Origin of the sequence: Pseudomonas sp. PH1b (assembly GCF_000633395.1) — a bacterium.
In the GTDB taxonomy this organism is placed as follows: Bacteria; Pseudomonadota; Gammaproteobacteria; order Pseudomonadales; family Pseudomonadaceae; genus Aquipseudomonas.
The window spans coordinates 241,278-257,353 of record NZ_AYMU01000020.1 but is presented as its reverse complement, the minus strand read 5'-3'; the positions used below and the strand labels follow the sequence as shown (position 1 = coordinate 257,353).

The following is a 16,076-nucleotide window of genomic DNA, read 5'->3' as shown; positions in this document are numbered from 1 at the left end:
CAGAAAACGCTGATGTGAGCCCCATTGTAGAAACCCGCCTGCCAGGGGCTCTGCCAAAATCGGTCGCTTTTTTTTAGGCCTTGCGCCAACCAATTTCTAAAAACTTGCGACCGGCACTGAAATCACTGCAGCGGGCCTTTACTTATAGTGGCCGTCACCCCTCCACCCAAGCCGACCATGCACCTCTCACTCGAACACATCACCGGCCAGATGCAGCAGGCCATCGATAAATGTCGGCTGATTCAAATTCGCGGCCGGGTCACTCAGGTCACCGGCACACTGCTTAAAGCGGTGGTCCCGGGCGTACGCGTGGGCGAACTGTGCCAATTGCGCAACCCGGACCAGTCGCTGTCGCTGATGGCTGAAGTCATCGGATTTCAGCAGCATCAGGCGCTCTTGACCCCGCTGGGTGAAATGCTCGGCATTTCCTCGAACACCGAAGTCAGCCCGACCGCCACCATGCACCAGGTTGGCGTCGGCGATCACTTGCTGGGCCAGGTGCTTGACGGCCTCGGCCAGCCGCTCAACGGCATCAGCCTCGGTGAGCCTGCTGCCTGGTACCCGGTTTACCGCGATGCGCCAGACCCCATGAGCCGCAAGCTGATCGAACAGCCGATTTGCCTCGGCGTGCGCACCATCGATGGTCTGCTGACGTGCGGTGAGGGTCAGCGCATGGGCATTTTCGCGGCGGCCGGCGGCGGTAAAAGTACGCTGCTGGCAACCTTGATGCGCAGCGCGGACGTCGACGTCATCGTCCTGGCGCTGGTCGGTGAACGGGGGCGTGAGGTTCGCGAGTTCATCGAGTCCGATCTCGGCGAACAAGGCCTAAAGCGCTCGGTGCTGGTGGTCGCCACGTCGGACCGACCTGCCATGGAGCGTGCCAAGGCCGGGTTTGTCGCCACCACCATTGCCGAGTACTTCCGCGATCAGGGCAAACGCGTACTGCTGCTGATGGATTCGGTCACCCGGTTTGCCAGGGCCCAGCGCGAAATCGGGCTGGCCGCGGGCGAACCGCCGACCCGGCGCGGCTACCCACCTTCGGTGTTCGCCGCCCTGCCGCGATTGATGGAGCGGGCCGGCCAGTCGGACAAAGGCTCGATCACCGCGCTGTATACCGTGCTGGTCGAAGGCGATGACATGACCGAACCCGTGGCGGACGAGACCCGCTCGATTCTCGACGGGCACATCATCCTTTCGCGCAAGCTGGCCGCGTCCAACCATTACCCGGCCATCGATGTGCTGCGATCGGTCAGCCGGGTGATGAACCAGATCGTGAGCCCTGAACACCGCAACGGCGCCAACCAATTGCGCGAATGGCTGGCTCGTTACGAAGAAGTCGAATTGCTGATCAAGATCGGTGAATACCAGAAAGGCCAAGACCCCGTGGCTGATCGAGCCATCGAAAAAATGGACGATATCCGTGCCTGGTTGCGTCAAGGCACCCACGAACCCAGTGATCTGCCCCATTGCCTTGAACAGCTCGCGAGCCTGACCCGATGACGTTGCCCACCCTGCTGCGCATCAAGAGCTTGCGCGTCGAACGCGCCGAACAGGCGTTGCAACGCCAGGAACAGAAGGTCGCCGAAGCCCACCGCAACCATCAGTCCGCGATCACCGAACACCAGCAATACCGGCAGTGGCGCCAGGCGCAAGAACACCAGCTGTTCGAGCGCTGCAAGGCCAAGCCCATGAACCGCAAAGCACTTGAACAATGGCAGCAACAAGTGGCCCTGCTGCGAGAAAAAGAGGCCGCACTGGAGCAGGCCATCGCCGAGCACGCGGAAAACCTGGCTCAGGAGCGCGAACGCCTGCGCCTGAGCCGACGTCGCTTGCAGGAGGCCCAACAGCAAGTGGAAAAATTCACCGAACTGAACCGCCACGCCCTCGCCGAGGAGCGGCTGCTACTTGAGTTCAAAGAAGAACAGGAGCTCGAAGATTTTCGTCGTGCCGAGGCCATTTCATGAGCAGAACTTCCCCACCAGACTTTCCGCAGGAAGTCTTTGCCCGTACACCAGCCCCGACAGGAGTTGCCGCCGACCGGGCACGTCAGGCTGAATTCGAGCGGGCACTCAACCATAAACCGGATGCCCATGAGCAACGCCGGGACGAAGAGGCGCACAGGCTCGATAGCGGCGACCCAGATGCATCGTGGGTTCCGGAGGGTGATTTGCGCTAAGCAGCAGATAAACCCAGCCAGCAGCGAAAACCGCTCACTGAGCCTGAGTCAGACATTGGCCCGACGGATGAGCCCGCGGAAAAACACCAGGCCAGCGCGCAATCGGAGCTTGAATCCGTACCACCGCGGCTTCCCACAGCTGCGGAGAAACAGCCGGAGGTGGCGCCCGAGCGCCCCGTTGTTGCAGCAGGCCAGCGTGAAAACGCCCCGGTAACCGCCAAGCATGAGGAGCCGGGGCTGCCCGTTCCCCCTGGCCCGTCTGCCACTGGGCCCGTCGCTGAAATGCCCTCGGAGCAGCAGGATTCTTCCCCAGAGCAGGAGCAACAGCCGCCCTTGAGTGCCCTGCTCGAAGAGCCAACGGCGGCTGCAGGCATGACCCAGACCCCGGGTGACAAGCTACTGGCTCGCTTGCTCAACAACATCGAGCCGCCACCGCTGAGTAAAGACCTCGACAAGTTGCTGCAAACCCTGCAACCGCAGATCCATGCCGCAATTACCCGCAATGGCAGCACCACGCTGCTGCAGGTGAACCTGACGCAACTGGGACAGGTCGGCATCCAGCTCGCCCATTCTCATGGACACCTGCATGTCGACATTCAGGCCAGTCCCGGCAGCCTGCTGCAGCTTCAACTCGCCCGTGGCGACCTGATGGAGCGCCTGCAACGCCTGAACCCCGGACAACCGATCCAGCTGACCTTTAACCAGCATCAATCTGGAAGCGACCAGGGCTCTCGTCAGCGCCGGCACGTGCAAGACGAGTGGGAGCAAGACTCATGAGCGGCCTGACGCTGGCTCGCGTTGCCCCACACACACTGGCCCTGCAACAGAAAGTCAGTCGTTGCCGCACGCGCTACCCGCTCGCCGACGGTGAAGCCCGGCTGGCGATTGTGCCGCAACCCGAGGCGCTGGATGTACGGCTCAATGTCCACTGGCAAGGTCTGTTCCTGCGCTGGCGCTGCCACAGTGCAGCCCTGGCCGGATGGCTTGAACCCCTGCTGCAGGAGGCCGCGCTCAGCAACCTGCCGCCACCGCTGCAACTGGCATTGCTGGAGCTGGAAACAGCAGTGCTGCCGGGGCTCATCTGGAAAAGCATTGAACCGTGCCAGGCCGAGCCTGGCACGGACACACCGACACTGGCATTGACGCTGTCACGCGGCGCACAGCGCTTGGTGATCTGGCTGGAAAGTGACCCTGACGCACTGCTGGCGCACGTGCCCGCACGCCCGTTGGCGGAGCTGACGGCCGTAGCCTTGCGACTCTCGCTGCAATGGGGACCGGTCTGCCTGCTCCCCGCGCAACTGCATTCACTGGCCACCGGTGACCTGTTACTCCTGCCACCACGTCACGACGCCGCCAGTCCTTTGCTCGGCGTAGTCGAAGACCGCCCATGGGCACGATTTCGCCACCACGATTCTCAACTGGAATTGCTCACCATGCACAACGAAGCGCCCGTCGAAACCCTGCCGGATCTGGCCAGCCTGGAGCAACTCCCGGTCCAGGTCAGTTTCGAAGTCGGCCGTCAGACCCTCGATCTGCACACCCTGGCCACCCTGCAACCAGGATCGTTGATCGACCTGGCCACGCCGCTCGAGGGCGAAGTGCGAATCCTCGTCAACCAGCGCTGCCTGGGCGTGGGTGAGCTGGTGAATATTCAGGATCGCTTGGGCGTGCGCATCACCCGCTTGTTGCAGGATCAGCCCACATGATTCAACTGCCTGACGAGCTCAGCCTGATTTTCGGATTGGCGCTGCTGGCATTGCTGCCGTTCATCGCGGTCATGGCGACCTCATTCATCAAGATGACCGTGGTCTTCTCGTTACTGCGCAATGCCTTGGGCGTGCAGCAGATCCCGCCAAACATGGCGATGTACGGGTTGGCGATCATCTTGAGCCTGTACGTCATGGCCCCGGTGGGTTTCGCCACCCGCGACTATTTGCGCACGCATGACGTCAGTCTCAGCAACACCGAATCGGTGGAGCAGTTTTTAGACGAGGGCATGGAGCCGTATAGGGGCTTTTTGAAAAAGCAGATACTGGCCCGCGAACACGAATTCTTCGTCGACAGCACCCGTCAGGTCTGGCCCAGCGAGTACGCGGACCGCCTCGAACCCGACAGCCTGCTGATCCTGCTACCAGCGTTCACCGTCAGCGAGTTGACCCGCGCCTTTGAAATCGGCTTTTTGATTTACCTGCCATTTATCGCAATTGACCTGATCATCTCGAACATCCTGCTCGCGATGGGGATGATGATGGTGTCCCCGATGACCATCTCCTTGCCGTTCAAGTTGCTGCTGTTTGTCCTGCTGGACGGCTGGGCGCGGCTGACCCACGGCCTTGTGATCAGTTACGGAGGTTGAAGGTGAACAACGCCGAGATCCTTCATTTCACCAGTCAGGGTTTGTGGCTGGTACTGATTCTGTCGATGCCCACCGTACTCATGGCCGCTGCCGTCGGCACACTGGTGTCGTTGCTGCAGGCGCTGACCCAAATCCAGGAGCAAACGCTGGGGTTCGTCGCCAAACTGATTGCCGTGGTCATCACCCTGTTTGTCACAGCTGGCTGGATGGGAAATGAACTCTATGCCTTTGCCGAGCTGACCCTGCTGAAAATTCCTCTCGTGCGATGAGCATTCAGGACCTGCAAGAGCTTCTGCTGGCCTATACCCTGCTGCTGCCCAGAATCATCAGCTGTTTTGTGGTCATGCCGATTCTCAGCAAACAAATGCTCGGTGGCGGCCTGGTGCGCAATGGCGTGGCCTGTTCGCTGGCGCTGTTCGCCTACCCGACCATCGCCGGTACGTTGCCGGTAACGCTCGACGGCATAGACCTGGCAATGCTGATCGGCAAAGAAGTGTTGCTCGGCCTGCTGATCGGCTTTGTCGTGACAATCCCGTTCTGGGCCATCGAGGCCACCGGCTTCATCATCGACAACCAGCGCGGCGCCTCCATTGCCTCGACACTCAACCCGACACTTGGCAGCCAGACCAGCCCTACCGGCCTGTTGCTGACACAAACCCTGATCACCCTGTTTTTCACCGGAGGCGCGTTCCTGGCATTGATCGGCGCGCTGTACCAGAGCTACGTCAGTTGGCCGGTCGCGACCTTCTTCCCCTACATCGGTAGCCAGTGGGTGGACTTTTTCTACGGTCAGTTCGGACAACTGCTGCGCCTATGCCTGTTGCTGGCCGCGCCTCTGCTGATCGCCATGTTCCTGGCCGAATTCGGTCTGGCCCTGATCAGCCGCTTCGCCCCGTCGTTGAACGTGTTCATCCTCTCCATGCCGATCAAAAGTATCGTCGCCAGCCTGCTGCTGGTGCTGTACCTGAACGTGTTGATGGACCACGCCTATGACAGCCTGCTGATCGCCATCGACCCGCTGCGCCAACTGCGCCCGGTATTGGAGACACCATGAGCGCGGAGAAAACCGAACAACCCACACCGAAGAAGCTTCGCGATGCCCGGACCAAAGGCAAGGTCGTCAAAAGCCGGGAAGTGGTGTCCACCGCCCTGATCCTTGCATTGATCGCCACACTCATGGGGTTTTCCGAGTACTACATGGAGCACCTCGGGCAATTGATGCTGATGCCCGAGGCGTATCTGAACCTGCCTTTCCGGCTGGCCTTGCAGTTGATGGTGGAGAACCTGTTCCAGGAGATGATCTACCTCTGCCTGCCGCTGTTGGTCGTCGCGGCCGTGGTGGTGATCGCGGCACATCTGGCGCAGTACGGTTTTCTGCTCAGCAGTGAATCGATCATGCCCGATCTGCAAAAGATCAACCCGGTGGAAGGCGCCAAGAAGATCATCTCGATCCGCAGCCTGGTGGACTTTCTCAAGTCGCTGTTCAAGGTCGCATTGCTCTCGGTGTTGGTGTGGACGATTCTGGCCGACAACATCAATGCCCTGGTTCGCCTGCCTGGCTGTGGCCTGAGCTGTGTCGCACCGGTGATCGGCCAGCTGCTGGGGCAACTGCTGTTGGTCTGCGGTGTCGGATTCATCGTGATCTCGGCGCTCGACTACGCCTTCGAGCGTTACCAGCACACCAAGCAATTGCGCATGAGCAAGGACGAAGTCAAACGCGAATACAAAGAGATGGAAGGCAGCCCGGAGATCAAAAGCAAACGGCGCCAGTTTCACCAGGAGCTGCAGTCGAGCAACCTGCGTGCCGACGTCAAGCGCTCCTCAGTGATCATTGCCAACCCCACCCACATCGCCGTGGGTATTCGCTACGTGAAGGGTGAGACGCCGCTGCCGGTCGTCACCTTGAAACATACCGACGCACTGGCCCTGCAGGTGCGACGGATTGCCGAGGAAGAAGGCATCCCGGTGTTGCACCGCGTGCCGCTGGCCCGGGCGCTGCATCAGGACGGTCATGTCGACCAGTACATCCCCGCCGACCTGATTCAGACCACGGCCGAAGTGTTGCGCTGGCTCGACAGCCAGCAACAGGCATCACCACCGGAGCTGTAACATCCCTGCGGTTTTTTTCACGCCAAGCGGTAACGGCGTGTCAATCCTGCGGTCAACGCAGACGGAGACTAAAGCCTCGCTGGATGTATCTCCTGTGGAAAACCACGCATCAAAGTCATGCCCGACACGTCGGGCAGTCTTCTCACGCACCCCTCCAAAGGACCCCGGATGCTTGAACTTGTCGCTGCCTTTATCTGCCTGACGACCCTGCTGACCTACGTCAACTTCCGCTTTATCGGCCTGCCGCCGACCATCGGCGTGATGGTGACCGCCCTGCTGTTTTCCTTGCTGCTGCAAGGCTTGAGCTACCTGGGCTTTCCCGGGCTCGAGGAGCATGTCGAGGAATTGATCGGCAAGATCGACTTCGGCGATCTGCTGATGAACTGGATGCTGTCGTTCCTGCTCTTCGCTGGCGCCCTGCACGTCAACCTCAATGACCTGCGCAGCTATCGCTGGCCCATCGGGCTGTTGGCCACGGTGGGCGTGCTGATCGCCACCTTCGTGATTGGCAGCCTGGCCTACTGGATCTTCGGCCTGTTCGGCTGGCAGGTGAGCTTCCTCTATTGCCTGCTGTTCGGTGCACTGATTTCCCCCACCGACCCGATTGCGGTACTGGGCGTGCTGCGGACCGCCAATGCCTCCAAGCCGTTGAAAACCACGATCGTCGGCGAGTCGCTGTTCAATGACGGCACTGCGGTGGTGGTGTTCACCGTATTGCTGGGCATTGCCCAGTTGGGCGAGACCCCGACCCTGGGCGCCACCTCCTGGCTGTTCGTCCACGAAGCCATTGGCGGCGTGCTGTTCGGCGCGCTGATCGGCTACCTGGTGTACCTGATGATCAAGAGCATCGAGCAGCACCAGATCGAAGTGATGCTGACTCTGGCCCTGGTGATCGGCGGCTCGGCGATGGCCAGTGAACTGCATGTGTCAGCCCCGATCGCCATGGTGGTGGCCGGCCTGATCATCGGCAACCTGGGGCGCAACCTGGCGATGAACGAGATGACCCGGCGCTACCTGGATGGTTTCTGGGAATTGCTCGACGACATGCTCAACGCCCTGCTGTTCGCGCTGATCGGCCTGGAGCTGTTGCTGCTGCCATTCAACTGGCTGCACCTGGCAGCCGCCAGCCTGTTGGCGGCGGCCATCGTGCTTTCGCGCCTGCTCACCGTGGCCCCGGCGATTCTCCTGCTGCGGCGCTGGCGCAGCGTTCCCCGGGGCACCATCCGCGTACTGACCTGGGGCGGCCTGCGCGGCGGCGTGTCGGTGGCCCTGGCCCTGGCGCTGCCCCTGGGACCGGAGCGCGACCTGGTGCTGAGCATCACCTACATCGTGGTGTTGTCATCGATCCTGCTGCAGGGCCTGAGCATCGGCAAGCTGGTACGCCACGTCACCAGCGATGCGCCGGCGACCAAGGCCGAAACCGAGGCGCACTGATCATTTCTTGATCCGGCGTGGATCGGGCACTGCTGCCCGGTCCGCGTCCCGGTTCGACCTGCCACTCTCACTGCGCACCTGGGCATGACTGATCAGGGCGAAGATGAAACTGCCACCGATGATGTTTCCTGCCAGGGTCGGCCCGGCGAATACCCAGCAGAAATCCCGCCACGTCAGCTCGCCGGCAAATACCAGGTAGGACACCTCCGCCGAACCCACCACGATATGGGTGAAGTCCCCCAGCGCCATCAGGTAGGTAATGAGGATGATGATCCACAGCTTGGCGCTTTCCATAGAGGGGATCATCCACACCATGGTGGCGATCATCCAACCGGAGATGATGCCCTTGGAGAACATCTGCGCACGGTCGTTCTCCATCACCTTGCGGCCAATTTCCAGGAAGGCCTGATCGGTCCTGCTGTCGAATATCGGCAAGTGCAGCATCACGTAGGCCACCAACAGGGTGCCGCACAGATTGCCCACCAGCACCACGCCCCACAGGCGCAGCAAACGCCCGGCGTTGCCCCACGTCGGCTTGCTCATCACTGGCAGTACCGCGGTCAGGGTGTTTTCCGTGAACAATTGCTGGCGCGCGAGAATCACCGCCAGAAAGCCCGCGCAATAACCGAAACTGGCGATCACCTTGAAGGCCTCGCCATCGGGCAGGCGCGAGTTGAGCAGGCCCATGCCCATCAGGGACAGGCCCATGGTCAGGCCCGCCGCCAGGGCCGACCACCACAGAGCGGCGACACTGCGTTCGAGTTCCTGATCGCCCTGGGTGCGGATGATTTCATGCAGGACCGCCGCGCGAGGCGGCTGGTTGTGTTCAACCTCATGCCGCTCTTTCGCGGAGAGGTCGGGGGTCTTGCCGTCTTCTTGAGTGTCCATGGGACTCCTGAAACCCGTGGGTCATGTAGCTACGACACACAGGTTGCAGGGCTGTTCAGTGCTTACCCGGGTTTAGCCGTTACTGGCGCCAGGCGGCTCCGGCAACCGGCCATGCAGGTCACTCACTCGGCGGGCTCGTCTTCCTTGAACTGGTCCTTCACGTATTTGATCTCGGTCCGCCCGTGAGGCGCTGGCAAACCGTCTTCACCCAGGTTGACGAAGACCATTTTCTCCACCGTGAGAATGGACTTGCGGGTGATCTTGTTGCGCACTTCGCAGGTCAGGGTGATGGAAGTGCGACCGAACTCGGTGGCGGTGATGCCCAGTTCGATGATGTCGCCCTGGCGTGAGGCGCTGACGAAGTTGATTTCGGAAATGTACTTGGTGACCACCCGCTGGTTGCCCAGCTGAACAATCGCGTAGATCGCCGCCTCTTCGTCGATCCAGCGCAACAGGCTGCCGCCGAACAGCGTGCCGTTGGGGTTGAGGTCTTCGGGTTTTACCCACTTGCGGGTGTGGAAATTCATATTCACTCCTGACCGTCCTGCCGATTGATGCGCGACATGATGGCAGACCGGCCGGTCAGCCTCCATGCACCATCGACTATGGTCGCTATTAATGAACTTCATGCAGTCGACATAAACACTTTTGGAAGTGTGGCTCAGGCGGCTATAATCGCCACCGATTCAAAAACGGTCATCTGTACTGGATACCGTTTTCCCGCCACCTGTCCGAGGGGCGCTGCAGCAGGCCTGGCCTGTCAGGCTCGGATGGGGCGTTGATTGATCGTGATGACGCGATCGGTCACTAAACGCACAACGGCGCCCATTCGCATACATTACGAATGGAGGCTCTTCATGAGCGCTGTCAACACGCCTGCAGATTTCAACGACTACAAAGTCGCCGACATGTCCCTGGCCGCCTGGGGCCGTCGCGAAACCATCATCGCCGAATCGGAAATGCCGGCCCTGATGGGTCTGCGCCGCAAGTACGCTGGTGAGCAGCCACTCAAGGGGGCAAAAATCCTCGGCTGCATCCACATGACCATCCAGACCGCCGTGCTGATCGAAACCCTGGTTGCCCTGGGTGCCGAAGTGCGCTGGTCGTCCTGCAACATTTTCTCCACCCAGGACCAGGCCGCTGCCTCCATCGCCGCTGCCGGCATTCCTGTGTTCGCCTGGAAAGGCGAGACCGAAGCCGAATACGAGTGGTGCCTGGAGCAGACCATCCTCAAGGATGGCCAGCCTTGGGATGCCAACATGATCCTCGACGACGGCGGCGACCTGACCGAACTGCTGCACAAGAAATACCCGGCGGTACTGGAGCGCGTTCACGGCGTGACCGAAGAAACCACCACCGGCGTGCACCGCCTGCAGGACATGCTGGCCAAGGGCGAACTGAAGATCCCGGCCATCAACGTCAACGACTCGGTGACCAAGAGCAAGAACGACAACAAGTACGGCTGCCGTCACAGCCTCAACGACGCCATCAAGCGCGGCACCGACCACCTGCTGTCCGGCAAGCAAGCGCTGGTCATCGGCTACGGTGACGTGGGCAAGGGCTCGGCCCAGTCCCTGCGCCAGGAAGGCATGATCGTCAAGGTGTCCGAAGTGGACCCGATCTGCGCCATGCAAGCCTGCATGGATGGCTTTGAACTGGTTTCGCCATTCATCGACGGTATCAACCACGGCACCGAGGCCAGCATCGACAAGGCCCTGCTGGGCAAGATCGACCTGATCGTGACCACCACCGGCAACGTCAATGTTTGCGATGCAAACATGCTCAAGGCCCTGAAAAAGCGCGCCGTGGTCTGCAACATCGGTCACTTCGACAACGAAATCGACACCGCTTTCATGCGCAAGCACTGGGCATGGGAAGAAGTGAAGCCACAGGTGCACAAGATCCATCGCACCGGCCATGGCGATTTCGACCCACAGAACGACGACTACCTGATCCTGCTGGCCGAAGGCCGCCTGGTGAACCTGGGCAACGCCACCGGTCACCCAAGCCGCATCATGGACGGTTCGTTCGCCAACCAGGTCCTGGCCCAGATCTTCCTGTTCGGCCAGAAATACGCCGACCTGTCGCCGGCCCAGAAAGCCGAGCGCCTGACCGTTGAAGTTCTGCCCAAGAAGCTCGACGAAGAAGTGGCCCTGGAAATGGTTCGCGGCTTCGGTGGCGTGGTCACTCAACTGACCAAGCAACAGGCCGACTACATCGGCGTGACCGTCGAAGGCCCATTCAAGCCAGACACCTATCGGTACTAAGAGCAGCTGCAAGCCTTGAGCTTCAGGCGGCAAGCCGGGCCACAAGCCCAGCTTGCCGCCTGGGCCTTGGGCTTCGCCCCTATTTGCTTAAACAGTTCCAGGCAGCCAGGTTCAGGCACAAGAGACGAGCGCACCCCCGCTGCTCTTGCAGTTTGCGGCTTGCGGCCTGTAGCTGGAGGTTCCCTCCATGTCCCAAGACCGTCGTTACAGCTTCGAGTTCTTCCCTACCAAGACCGATGCTGGGCATGAAAAACTGCTCGCCACTGCCCGTCAGCTGGCCGGCTACAACCCCGATTTCTTCTCCTGCACCTACGGTGCCGGTGGCTCGACCCGCGATCGTACGGTCAATACCGTGCTGCAGCTGGAGAGCGAAGTGAAAGTCCCTGCCGCACCGCACCTGTCCTGCGTTGGCGACAGCAAGGACGACCTGCGCGGCCTGCTGCAGCAGTACCAGGCGGCCGGCATCAAGCGCATCGTTGCACTGCGTGGCGACCTGCCTTCGGGCATGGGCATGGCCAGCGGTGAGCTGCGCCACGCCAATGATCTGGTGAGCTTCATTCGTGAAGAGACCGGCAGCCATTTCCACATCGAAGTCGCCGCCTACCCGGAAATGCACCCGCAGGCACGCAATTTCGAAGACGACCTGAGCAACTTCGTGCGCAAGGCCAACGCCGGCGCCGACAGTGCAATCACCCAGTACTTCTTCAACGCCGACAGCTACTTCTATTTCGTCGACCGCGTACGGGAAATGGGGGTCAACATCCCGATCGTGCCGGGCATCATGCCGATCACCAACTACAGCAAGCTGGCGCGCTTCTCCGACGCCTGCGGCGCCGAGATCCCACGCTGGATCCGCAAGCAACTGGAAGCCTACGGTGACGATAGCGCCAGCATCCAGGCCTTTGGCGAGCAGGTCATCAGCGAGATGTGCGAGCGTCTGCTGCAGGGCGGCGCGCCCGGGTTGCACTTCTATACCCTGAACCAGGCCGACCCGAGCCTGGCGATCTGGAACAACCTGAAGTTGCCGCGCTAAGGCGCAAAAGCTCCTCAGGCCCCGCTGCAAAGCGGGGCCTTTTTGTTGATGTCAGGCTTGAACTAGAGCGGCTGGAACTGCCCCTAGCAATTGCATGATCTCTCGTCGTAATCTCCAGCCATGTCCGTCATCGCCCAGTTGCTGACAGCCCTTCTCTGCACTTGCCTGAGCCTCGCCGCCCATGGCGAGAAGCTGCGCATTGTCACCGAACCCTGGGCACCTTATGTCTACGAGGAGAATGGCCAGTCCCTGGGGCTCGACTACGAGACCACGGCCATTGTCTTCCAGCGCCTGGGAATAGAGGTGGAATGGCAGTTCCTGCCCTGGAAGCGCTGCCTGGCCATGCTCGAGACCGGCCAGGCCGACGGTGCCCTGGACATTTTCCACAGCGACCAGCGCGACAGCACCCTGCTCTACCCCAGCGAGCCGCTCTCCGAGGTCGAGTTCGTGATGTTCTATGCCAACCAGCGCCCCCATCCGTTCAAACACCTCGATGAACTGAAGGGACTGACCATCGGCACCTCCCCCGGCTACCTGTACAGCGATGACTTCAGCGGCTCGACCCTGTTCAACCGCGAGCCGGCCCCCACTCACGAGGCCAACTTCGGCAAGCTGCTGCTGGGACGGATCGACCTGCTGATCACCGACAAACGGGTTGGCCAGCACCTGCTGGACACCTTGGGCATTCGTGACCAGGTCAGCCAGAACCCCGTGGTCATCAGCCATCAGAGCCAGTACCTGGCGGTGCGACGCAACGCCGGCATGGACCTGTTGGTGCAGCGCTTCGGCGCCGAACTCAAGCGTTTCAAGCGCGAGCCGGCCTACGCCGAACTCAGCGCCAAGTACGGTGCGGAGCCGGCCTTGCCCCCGGTCAGGTCCTCATCGACCCGCGAATCAGAAAAAAGCCGTTGAGCAGCAGGAAAGCAGCGCACACTCAATGCTCTGTTATACTCCGGCCTCCCGCCAGGCTCACGCCCGGACGCTGGACCCTGTTCAAGGCATCTCGACCACGCTACGGCGCAGCCAATCCGGCCCGCGCGAGCCTGGGGTCGATGAGTCTTCAGGCCAGCAGGACCGGACGGGATTGCGTCCTCTTAAACGCCATTCACGCCCGGCAAGATTATCCCTTTGGGCCCAGCCCTCACTAAAACAGGATTACTCATGTCCTTTGCTTCCCTCGGTCTCTCCGAGGCTTTAGTCGGTGCCATCGAAGCCGCCGGCTATACCCAGCCTACTCCGGTGCAACAGCGGGCCATTCCCGCCGTGTTGCAAGGTCGCGATCTGATGGTCGCGGCACAGACAGGTACTGGTAAGACCGGCGGCTTCGCCCTGCCGATCCTGGAACGCCTGTTTCCCAATGGTCACCCGGACAAGTCCCAGCGCCATGGCCCACGCCAGCCGCGGGTACTGGTCCTGACCCCGACTCGCGAACTGGCCGCGCAAGTGCATGACAGCTTCAAGCTGTACGCTCGCGACCTGAAGTTCGTCAGCGCCTGCATCTTCGGCGGCGTCGGCATGAACCCGCAGGTGCAGGCCATGGCCCGCGGCGTGGACGTGCTGGTGGCCTGTCCCGGCCGCCTGCTGGACCTGGCCGGCCAAGGCAGCGTCGACCTGTCCCACGTGGAAATCCTGGTGCTCGACGAAGCCGACCGCATGCTCGACATGGGCTTCGTCCATGACGTCAAGAAGGTCCTCGCCCGCCTGCCGGCCAAGCGCCAGAACCTGCTGTTCTCCGCGACCTTCTCCAAGGACATCACGGACCTGGCCGGCAAGCTGCTGCACAATCCCGAGCGCATCGAAGTCACCCCGCCGAACACCACGGTAGAGCGTATCGAGCAACGGGTATTCCGCCTGCCGGCGAGCCACAAGCGCGCGCTGCTGGCACACCTGATCACCGCCGGTGCCTGGGAACAGGTCCTGGTGTTCACCCGTACCAAGCACGGCGCCAACCGCCTGGCCGAGTACCTGGACAAACACGGCCTGAGCGCTGTGGCGATCCACGGCAACAAGAGCCAGAACGCCCGCACCAAGGCCCTGGCCGACTTCAAGGCCGGCGACGTGCGGATCCTGGTGGCCACCGATATCGCCGCCCGCGGCCTGGATATCGACCAACTGCCTCACGTGGTCAACTTCGAGCTGCCCAACGTCGATGAAGACTATGTGCACCGCATCGGCCGTACCGGCCGTGCCGGTCGCTCGGGTGAAGCCATCTCCCTGGTGGCCCCGGATGAAGAGAAGCTGCTCAAGAGCATCGAGCGCATGACCAAGCAGAAAATCGCCGACGGCGACCTGATGGGCTTCGATGCCAGTGCCGTGGAAGCCGAGAAGCCGGAAGTGCGCGAGCGCCCGGATGTACGCAACCCGCGTAATGCTCGTGGCCCTCGTGGCGACGGCCCGAATGGTGGCGGTGGCGGCGGTGGTCGCAAGGACAAGGGCAAGGACAAGGGCGGCAAGGACAAGCCGGCCCGTGGCGAGCGCCCGGCCCGCGAGCACAAACCTCGTGAAGGCACCCCGGCCCGCGAACAGCGCCAGCCAACACCACGTGCCGACCGCGCGCCGGACGAGTTCCTCGACGACGATGTGGACAACTTCGGCAACCGTGCTGACTACGTCAGCCCTTACCAGAACAAGGGCAACCAGGGCCGTGGCCGCCGTCCAGGCGCGCCTGTCCAGGGCGCAGGCGCAGGCAACTCGCCACGTGGCGGCACCGGAGGCGGCCAGGGTCGCTCGGGCAATCCACGCAACAGCAATGGCAGCTCCACCGGCACTGCTCCAGCCAAGCGCAATGGCCCACGCAGTGGTGCCCCGCGTGATGGCCAGGGCCGTCGCGAAGACTCGAGCAACCGCCGACCAAACCGCGATGACAGCTCGCGCCAGGAACCTGCCGTGCAAAACCCACGGGGCAACCAGCCGAAGATCATGCACAAGGAATCCAAGGCCGATCGTTTCCCGACGCCTGAGCAACTGGACCAGTTGCCAAGCCGTCCACGGGGCGAAAAGCCTGCGTTGCTGACACGCAACCGCTGAATCCCGACGCTGAAATGAAAAACGCCCCTGGTCGCAAGACCCGGGGCGTTTTTTTATGGCGGGCCATCCAGGAAGCCTCAGCCAGAATCAACACAGCCTTCATGCACAGGCTGACCCGGCAACGACCGCCACCATGCAAAACGCCGACACAAGGTCGGCGTTTTGTTGAAGCCTGCGAGATTTACTTCGCTTTCACACCTTCGAAGGTGATGTACAGCTCGACGTTGTTGGACGCCGGGCCCAGGTCCATCATCTTGCCGAAATCCTGGCGATTGAAGCTGGTGGTGCCTTCGAAGCCAGCGCGGTAGCCGCCCCATGGATCCTTGCCTTCGCCCAGGAAAGTGGCCTTGACCACGACCGGCTTGGTCACCCCGTGCAGGGTCAGGTCGCCCGCCACGTCGGCGGTCAGCTTGCCGTCGGCGTTCTTGCCGGTGGGCTTGACGCTGGTGGAGACGAACTTGGCGTCGGCAAACTTGCCAGCGTCGAGGAAGTCCTTGCTGGTGATGTGCTTGTCACGTTCGGCGTGGTTGGTGAACACGCTGGCGGTGCGCACATTGACTTCGATCTTGGCGTCTTCAGGCTTGGCCGCGTCGAAGCTGAACTTGCCGTCCAGGTCCTTGAAGGTACCGGTGATGAAGCTGTAGCCCAGGTGGCTGATCTTGAAATCGACGAAGGCGTGCTGGCCTTCCTTGTCGATCACGTAGTCCGCTGCCATCACTTGACCGGCCGTCAACAGGGCAGATCCGATTGCCAGAGCGGCGAGAGTCTTTTTCAACATGCTTTCTA

15 protein-coding genes, 1 pseudogene and 1 riboswitch are annotated in these 16,076 nt (G+C 61.6%); of the genes and pseudogenes, 13 read left to right on the top strand and 3 right to left on the bottom strand.

All coding sequences use genetic code 11. The features are described from left to right. Positions 1-177 precede the first annotated feature (177 nt). From sctN to U873_RS0126270, 9 genes are all read left to right on the top strand, one after another. The gene (sctN, locus tag U873_RS0126310; RefSeq protein ID WP_025131086.1) at positions 178-1,500 is read left to right on the top strand and encodes a type III secretion system ATPase SctN; all 1,323 of its coding nucleotides are present in this window, start codon (positions 178-180) and stop codon (positions 1,498-1,500) included. After that, positions 1,497-1,964, top strand: coding sequence for a type III secretion protein (locus tag U873_RS0126305; protein WP_025131085.1), 468 nt, complete (start codon positions 1,497-1,499; stop codon positions 1,962-1,964). Before sctN ends, U873_RS0126305 begins: the two co-directional genes overlap by 4 nt. Before the next feature lie 545 nt (positions 1,965-2,509). Beyond that, a complete protein-coding gene (locus tag U873_RS0126300) occupies positions 2,510-2,953 on the top strand; it encodes a type III secretion system needle length determinant (protein WP_025131084.1) in 444 nt (147 codons plus the stop codon). Then, on the top strand, positions 2,950-3,882 hold the full coding sequence (gene sctQ, locus U873_RS0126295; protein ID WP_025131083.1) for a type III secretion system cytoplasmic ring protein SctQ: 933 nt from the start codon (positions 2,950-2,952) through the stop codon (positions 3,880-3,882). The genes U873_RS0126300 and sctQ overlap by 4 nt, the downstream gene beginning before the upstream one ends. Beyond that, positions 3,879-4,532 (top strand): type III secretion system export apparatus subunit SctR, encoded by a 654-nt coding sequence (gene sctR, locus U873_RS0126290; protein ID WP_025131082.1) that lies wholly within the window; start codon positions 3,879-3,881, stop codon positions 4,530-4,532. Before sctQ ends, sctR begins: the two co-directional genes overlap by 4 nt. 2 nt (positions 4,533-4,534) lie before the next feature. Beyond that, positions 4,535-4,801: a type III secretion system export apparatus subunit SctS gene (gene sctS, locus U873_RS0126285; RefSeq protein WP_025131081.1), complete on the top strand. Its 267-nt coding sequence runs from the start codon at positions 4,535-4,537 to the stop codon at positions 4,799-4,801. After that, positions 4,798-5,586, top strand: a complete 789-nt coding sequence (gene sctT, locus U873_RS0126280; protein ID WP_025131080.1) for a type III secretion system export apparatus subunit SctT — start codon at positions 4,798-4,800, stop codon at positions 5,584-5,586. Before sctS ends, sctT begins: the two co-directional genes overlap by 4 nt. After that, positions 5,583-6,641: a type III secretion system export apparatus subunit SctU gene (gene sctU / locus U873_RS0126275; protein ID WP_025131079.1), complete on the top strand. Its 1,059-nt coding sequence runs from the start codon at positions 5,583-5,585 to the stop codon at positions 6,639-6,641. The genes sctT and sctU overlap by 4 nt, the downstream gene beginning before the upstream one ends. 168 nt (positions 6,642-6,809) lie before the next feature. Next, positions 6,810-8,075: a sodium:proton antiporter gene (locus U873_RS0126270; RefSeq protein ID WP_025131078.1), complete on the top strand. Its 1,266-nt coding sequence runs from the start codon at positions 6,810-6,812 to the stop codon at positions 8,073-8,075. Here the strand turns inward: U873_RS0126270 and U873_RS0126265 are convergent, their stop codons facing one another. Both U873_RS0126265 and U873_RS0126260 read right to left on the bottom strand, forming a co-directional pair. Then, complete coding sequence (locus U873_RS0126265; RefSeq protein WP_025131077.1) at positions 8,076-8,963, bottom strand: formate/nitrite transporter family protein; 888 nt, start codon at positions 8,961-8,963, stop codon at positions 8,076-8,078. Between the two features lie 122 nt (positions 8,964-9,085). Further along, a complete protein-coding gene (locus tag U873_RS0126260) occupies positions 9,086-9,490 on the bottom strand; it encodes an acyl-CoA thioesterase (RefSeq protein WP_025131076.1) in 405 nt (134 codons plus the stop codon). Positions 9,491-9,690: 200 nt separating this feature from the next. Continuing rightward, positions 9,691-9,797: riboswitch (S-adenosyl-L-homocysteine riboswitch) on the top strand. Between the two features lie 23 nt (positions 9,798-9,820). On the opposite strand from U873_RS0126260, the gene ahcY reads away from it, so the two are divergent. From ahcY to U873_RS0126240, 4 genes and pseudogenes are all read left to right on the top strand, one after another. Then, a complete protein-coding gene (gene ahcY / locus U873_RS0126255; RefSeq protein ID WP_025131075.1) occupies positions 9,821-11,230 on the top strand; it encodes an adenosylhomocysteinase in 1,410 nt (469 codons plus the stop codon). A gap of 187 nt (positions 11,231-11,417) precedes the next feature. After that, positions 11,418-12,263: a methylenetetrahydrofolate reductase [NAD(P)H] gene (metF, locus tag U873_RS0126250; RefSeq protein WP_025131074.1), complete on the top strand. Its 846-nt coding sequence runs from the start codon at positions 11,418-11,420 to the stop codon at positions 12,261-12,263. Between the two features lie 120 nt (positions 12,264-12,383). Beyond that, a pseudogene (locus tag U873_RS34515) lies at positions 12,384-13,194 on the top strand (substrate-binding periplasmic protein); the annotation flags it as partial. A 230-nt stretch (positions 13,195-13,424) separates the two neighbouring features. Further along, the gene (locus U873_RS0126240) at positions 13,425-15,290 is read left to right on the top strand and encodes a DEAD/DEAH box helicase (protein ID WP_025131073.1); all 1,866 of its coding nucleotides are present in this window, start codon (positions 13,425-13,427) and stop codon (positions 15,288-15,290) included. Positions 15,291-15,471: 181 nt separating this feature from the next. Here the strand turns inward: U873_RS0126240 and U873_RS0126235 are convergent, their stop codons facing one another. Further along, the gene (locus U873_RS0126235) at positions 15,472-16,068 is read right to left on the bottom strand and encodes a YceI family protein (RefSeq protein ID WP_025131072.1); all 597 of its coding nucleotides are present in this window, start codon (positions 16,066-16,068) and stop codon (positions 15,472-15,474) included. Positions 16,069-16,076 lie beyond the last annotated feature (8 nt).

Excerpts from the sequence above, each read along its gene's own strand:
- sctQ (WP_025131083.1), top strand. The coding sequence starts at position 2,950 with ATGAGCGGCCTGACGCTGGCTCGCGTTGCCCCACACACACTGGCCCTG.
- ahcY (WP_025131075.1), top strand. The coding sequence starts at position 9,821 with ATGAGCGCTGTCAACACGCCTGCAGATTTCAACGACTACAAAGTCGCC.
- U873_RS0126260 (WP_025131076.1), bottom strand. The coding sequence starts at position 9,490 with ATGAATTTCCACACCCGCAAGTGGGTAAAACCCGAAGACCTCAACCCC.
- sctU (WP_025131079.1), top strand. The coding sequence starts at position 5,583 with ATGAGCGCGGAGAAAACCGAACAACCCACACCGAAGAAGCTTCGCGAT.
- sctR (WP_025131082.1), top strand. The coding sequence starts at position 3,879 with ATGATTCAACTGCCTGACGAGCTCAGCCTGATTTTCGGATTGGCGCTG.
- U873_RS0126235 (WP_025131072.1), bottom strand. The coding sequence starts at position 16,068 with ATGTTGAAAAAGACTCTCGCCGCTCTGGCAATCGGATCTGCCCTGTTG.
- metF (WP_025131074.1), top strand. The coding sequence starts at position 11,418 with ATGTCCCAAGACCGTCGTTACAGCTTCGAGTTCTTCCCTACCAAGACC.
- U873_RS0126270 (WP_025131078.1), top strand. The coding sequence starts at position 6,810 with ATGCTTGAACTTGTCGCTGCCTTTATCTGCCTGACGACCCTGCTGACC.
- U873_RS0126240 (WP_025131073.1), top strand. The coding sequence starts at position 13,425 with ATGTCCTTTGCTTCCCTCGGTCTCTCCGAGGCTTTAGTCGGTGCCATC.
- U873_RS0126305 (WP_025131085.1), top strand. The coding sequence starts at position 1,497 with ATGACGTTGCCCACCCTGCTGCGCATCAAGAGCTTGCGCGTCGAACGC.
- U873_RS0126265 (WP_025131077.1), bottom strand. The coding sequence starts at position 8,963 with ATGGACACTCAAGAAGACGGCAAGACCCCCGACCTCTCCGCGAAAGAG.
- sctN (WP_025131086.1), top strand. The coding sequence starts at position 178 with ATGCACCTCTCACTCGAACACATCACCGGCCAGATGCAGCAGGCCATC.
- sctT (WP_025131080.1), top strand. The coding sequence starts at position 4,798 with ATGAGCATTCAGGACCTGCAAGAGCTTCTGCTGGCCTATACCCTGCTG.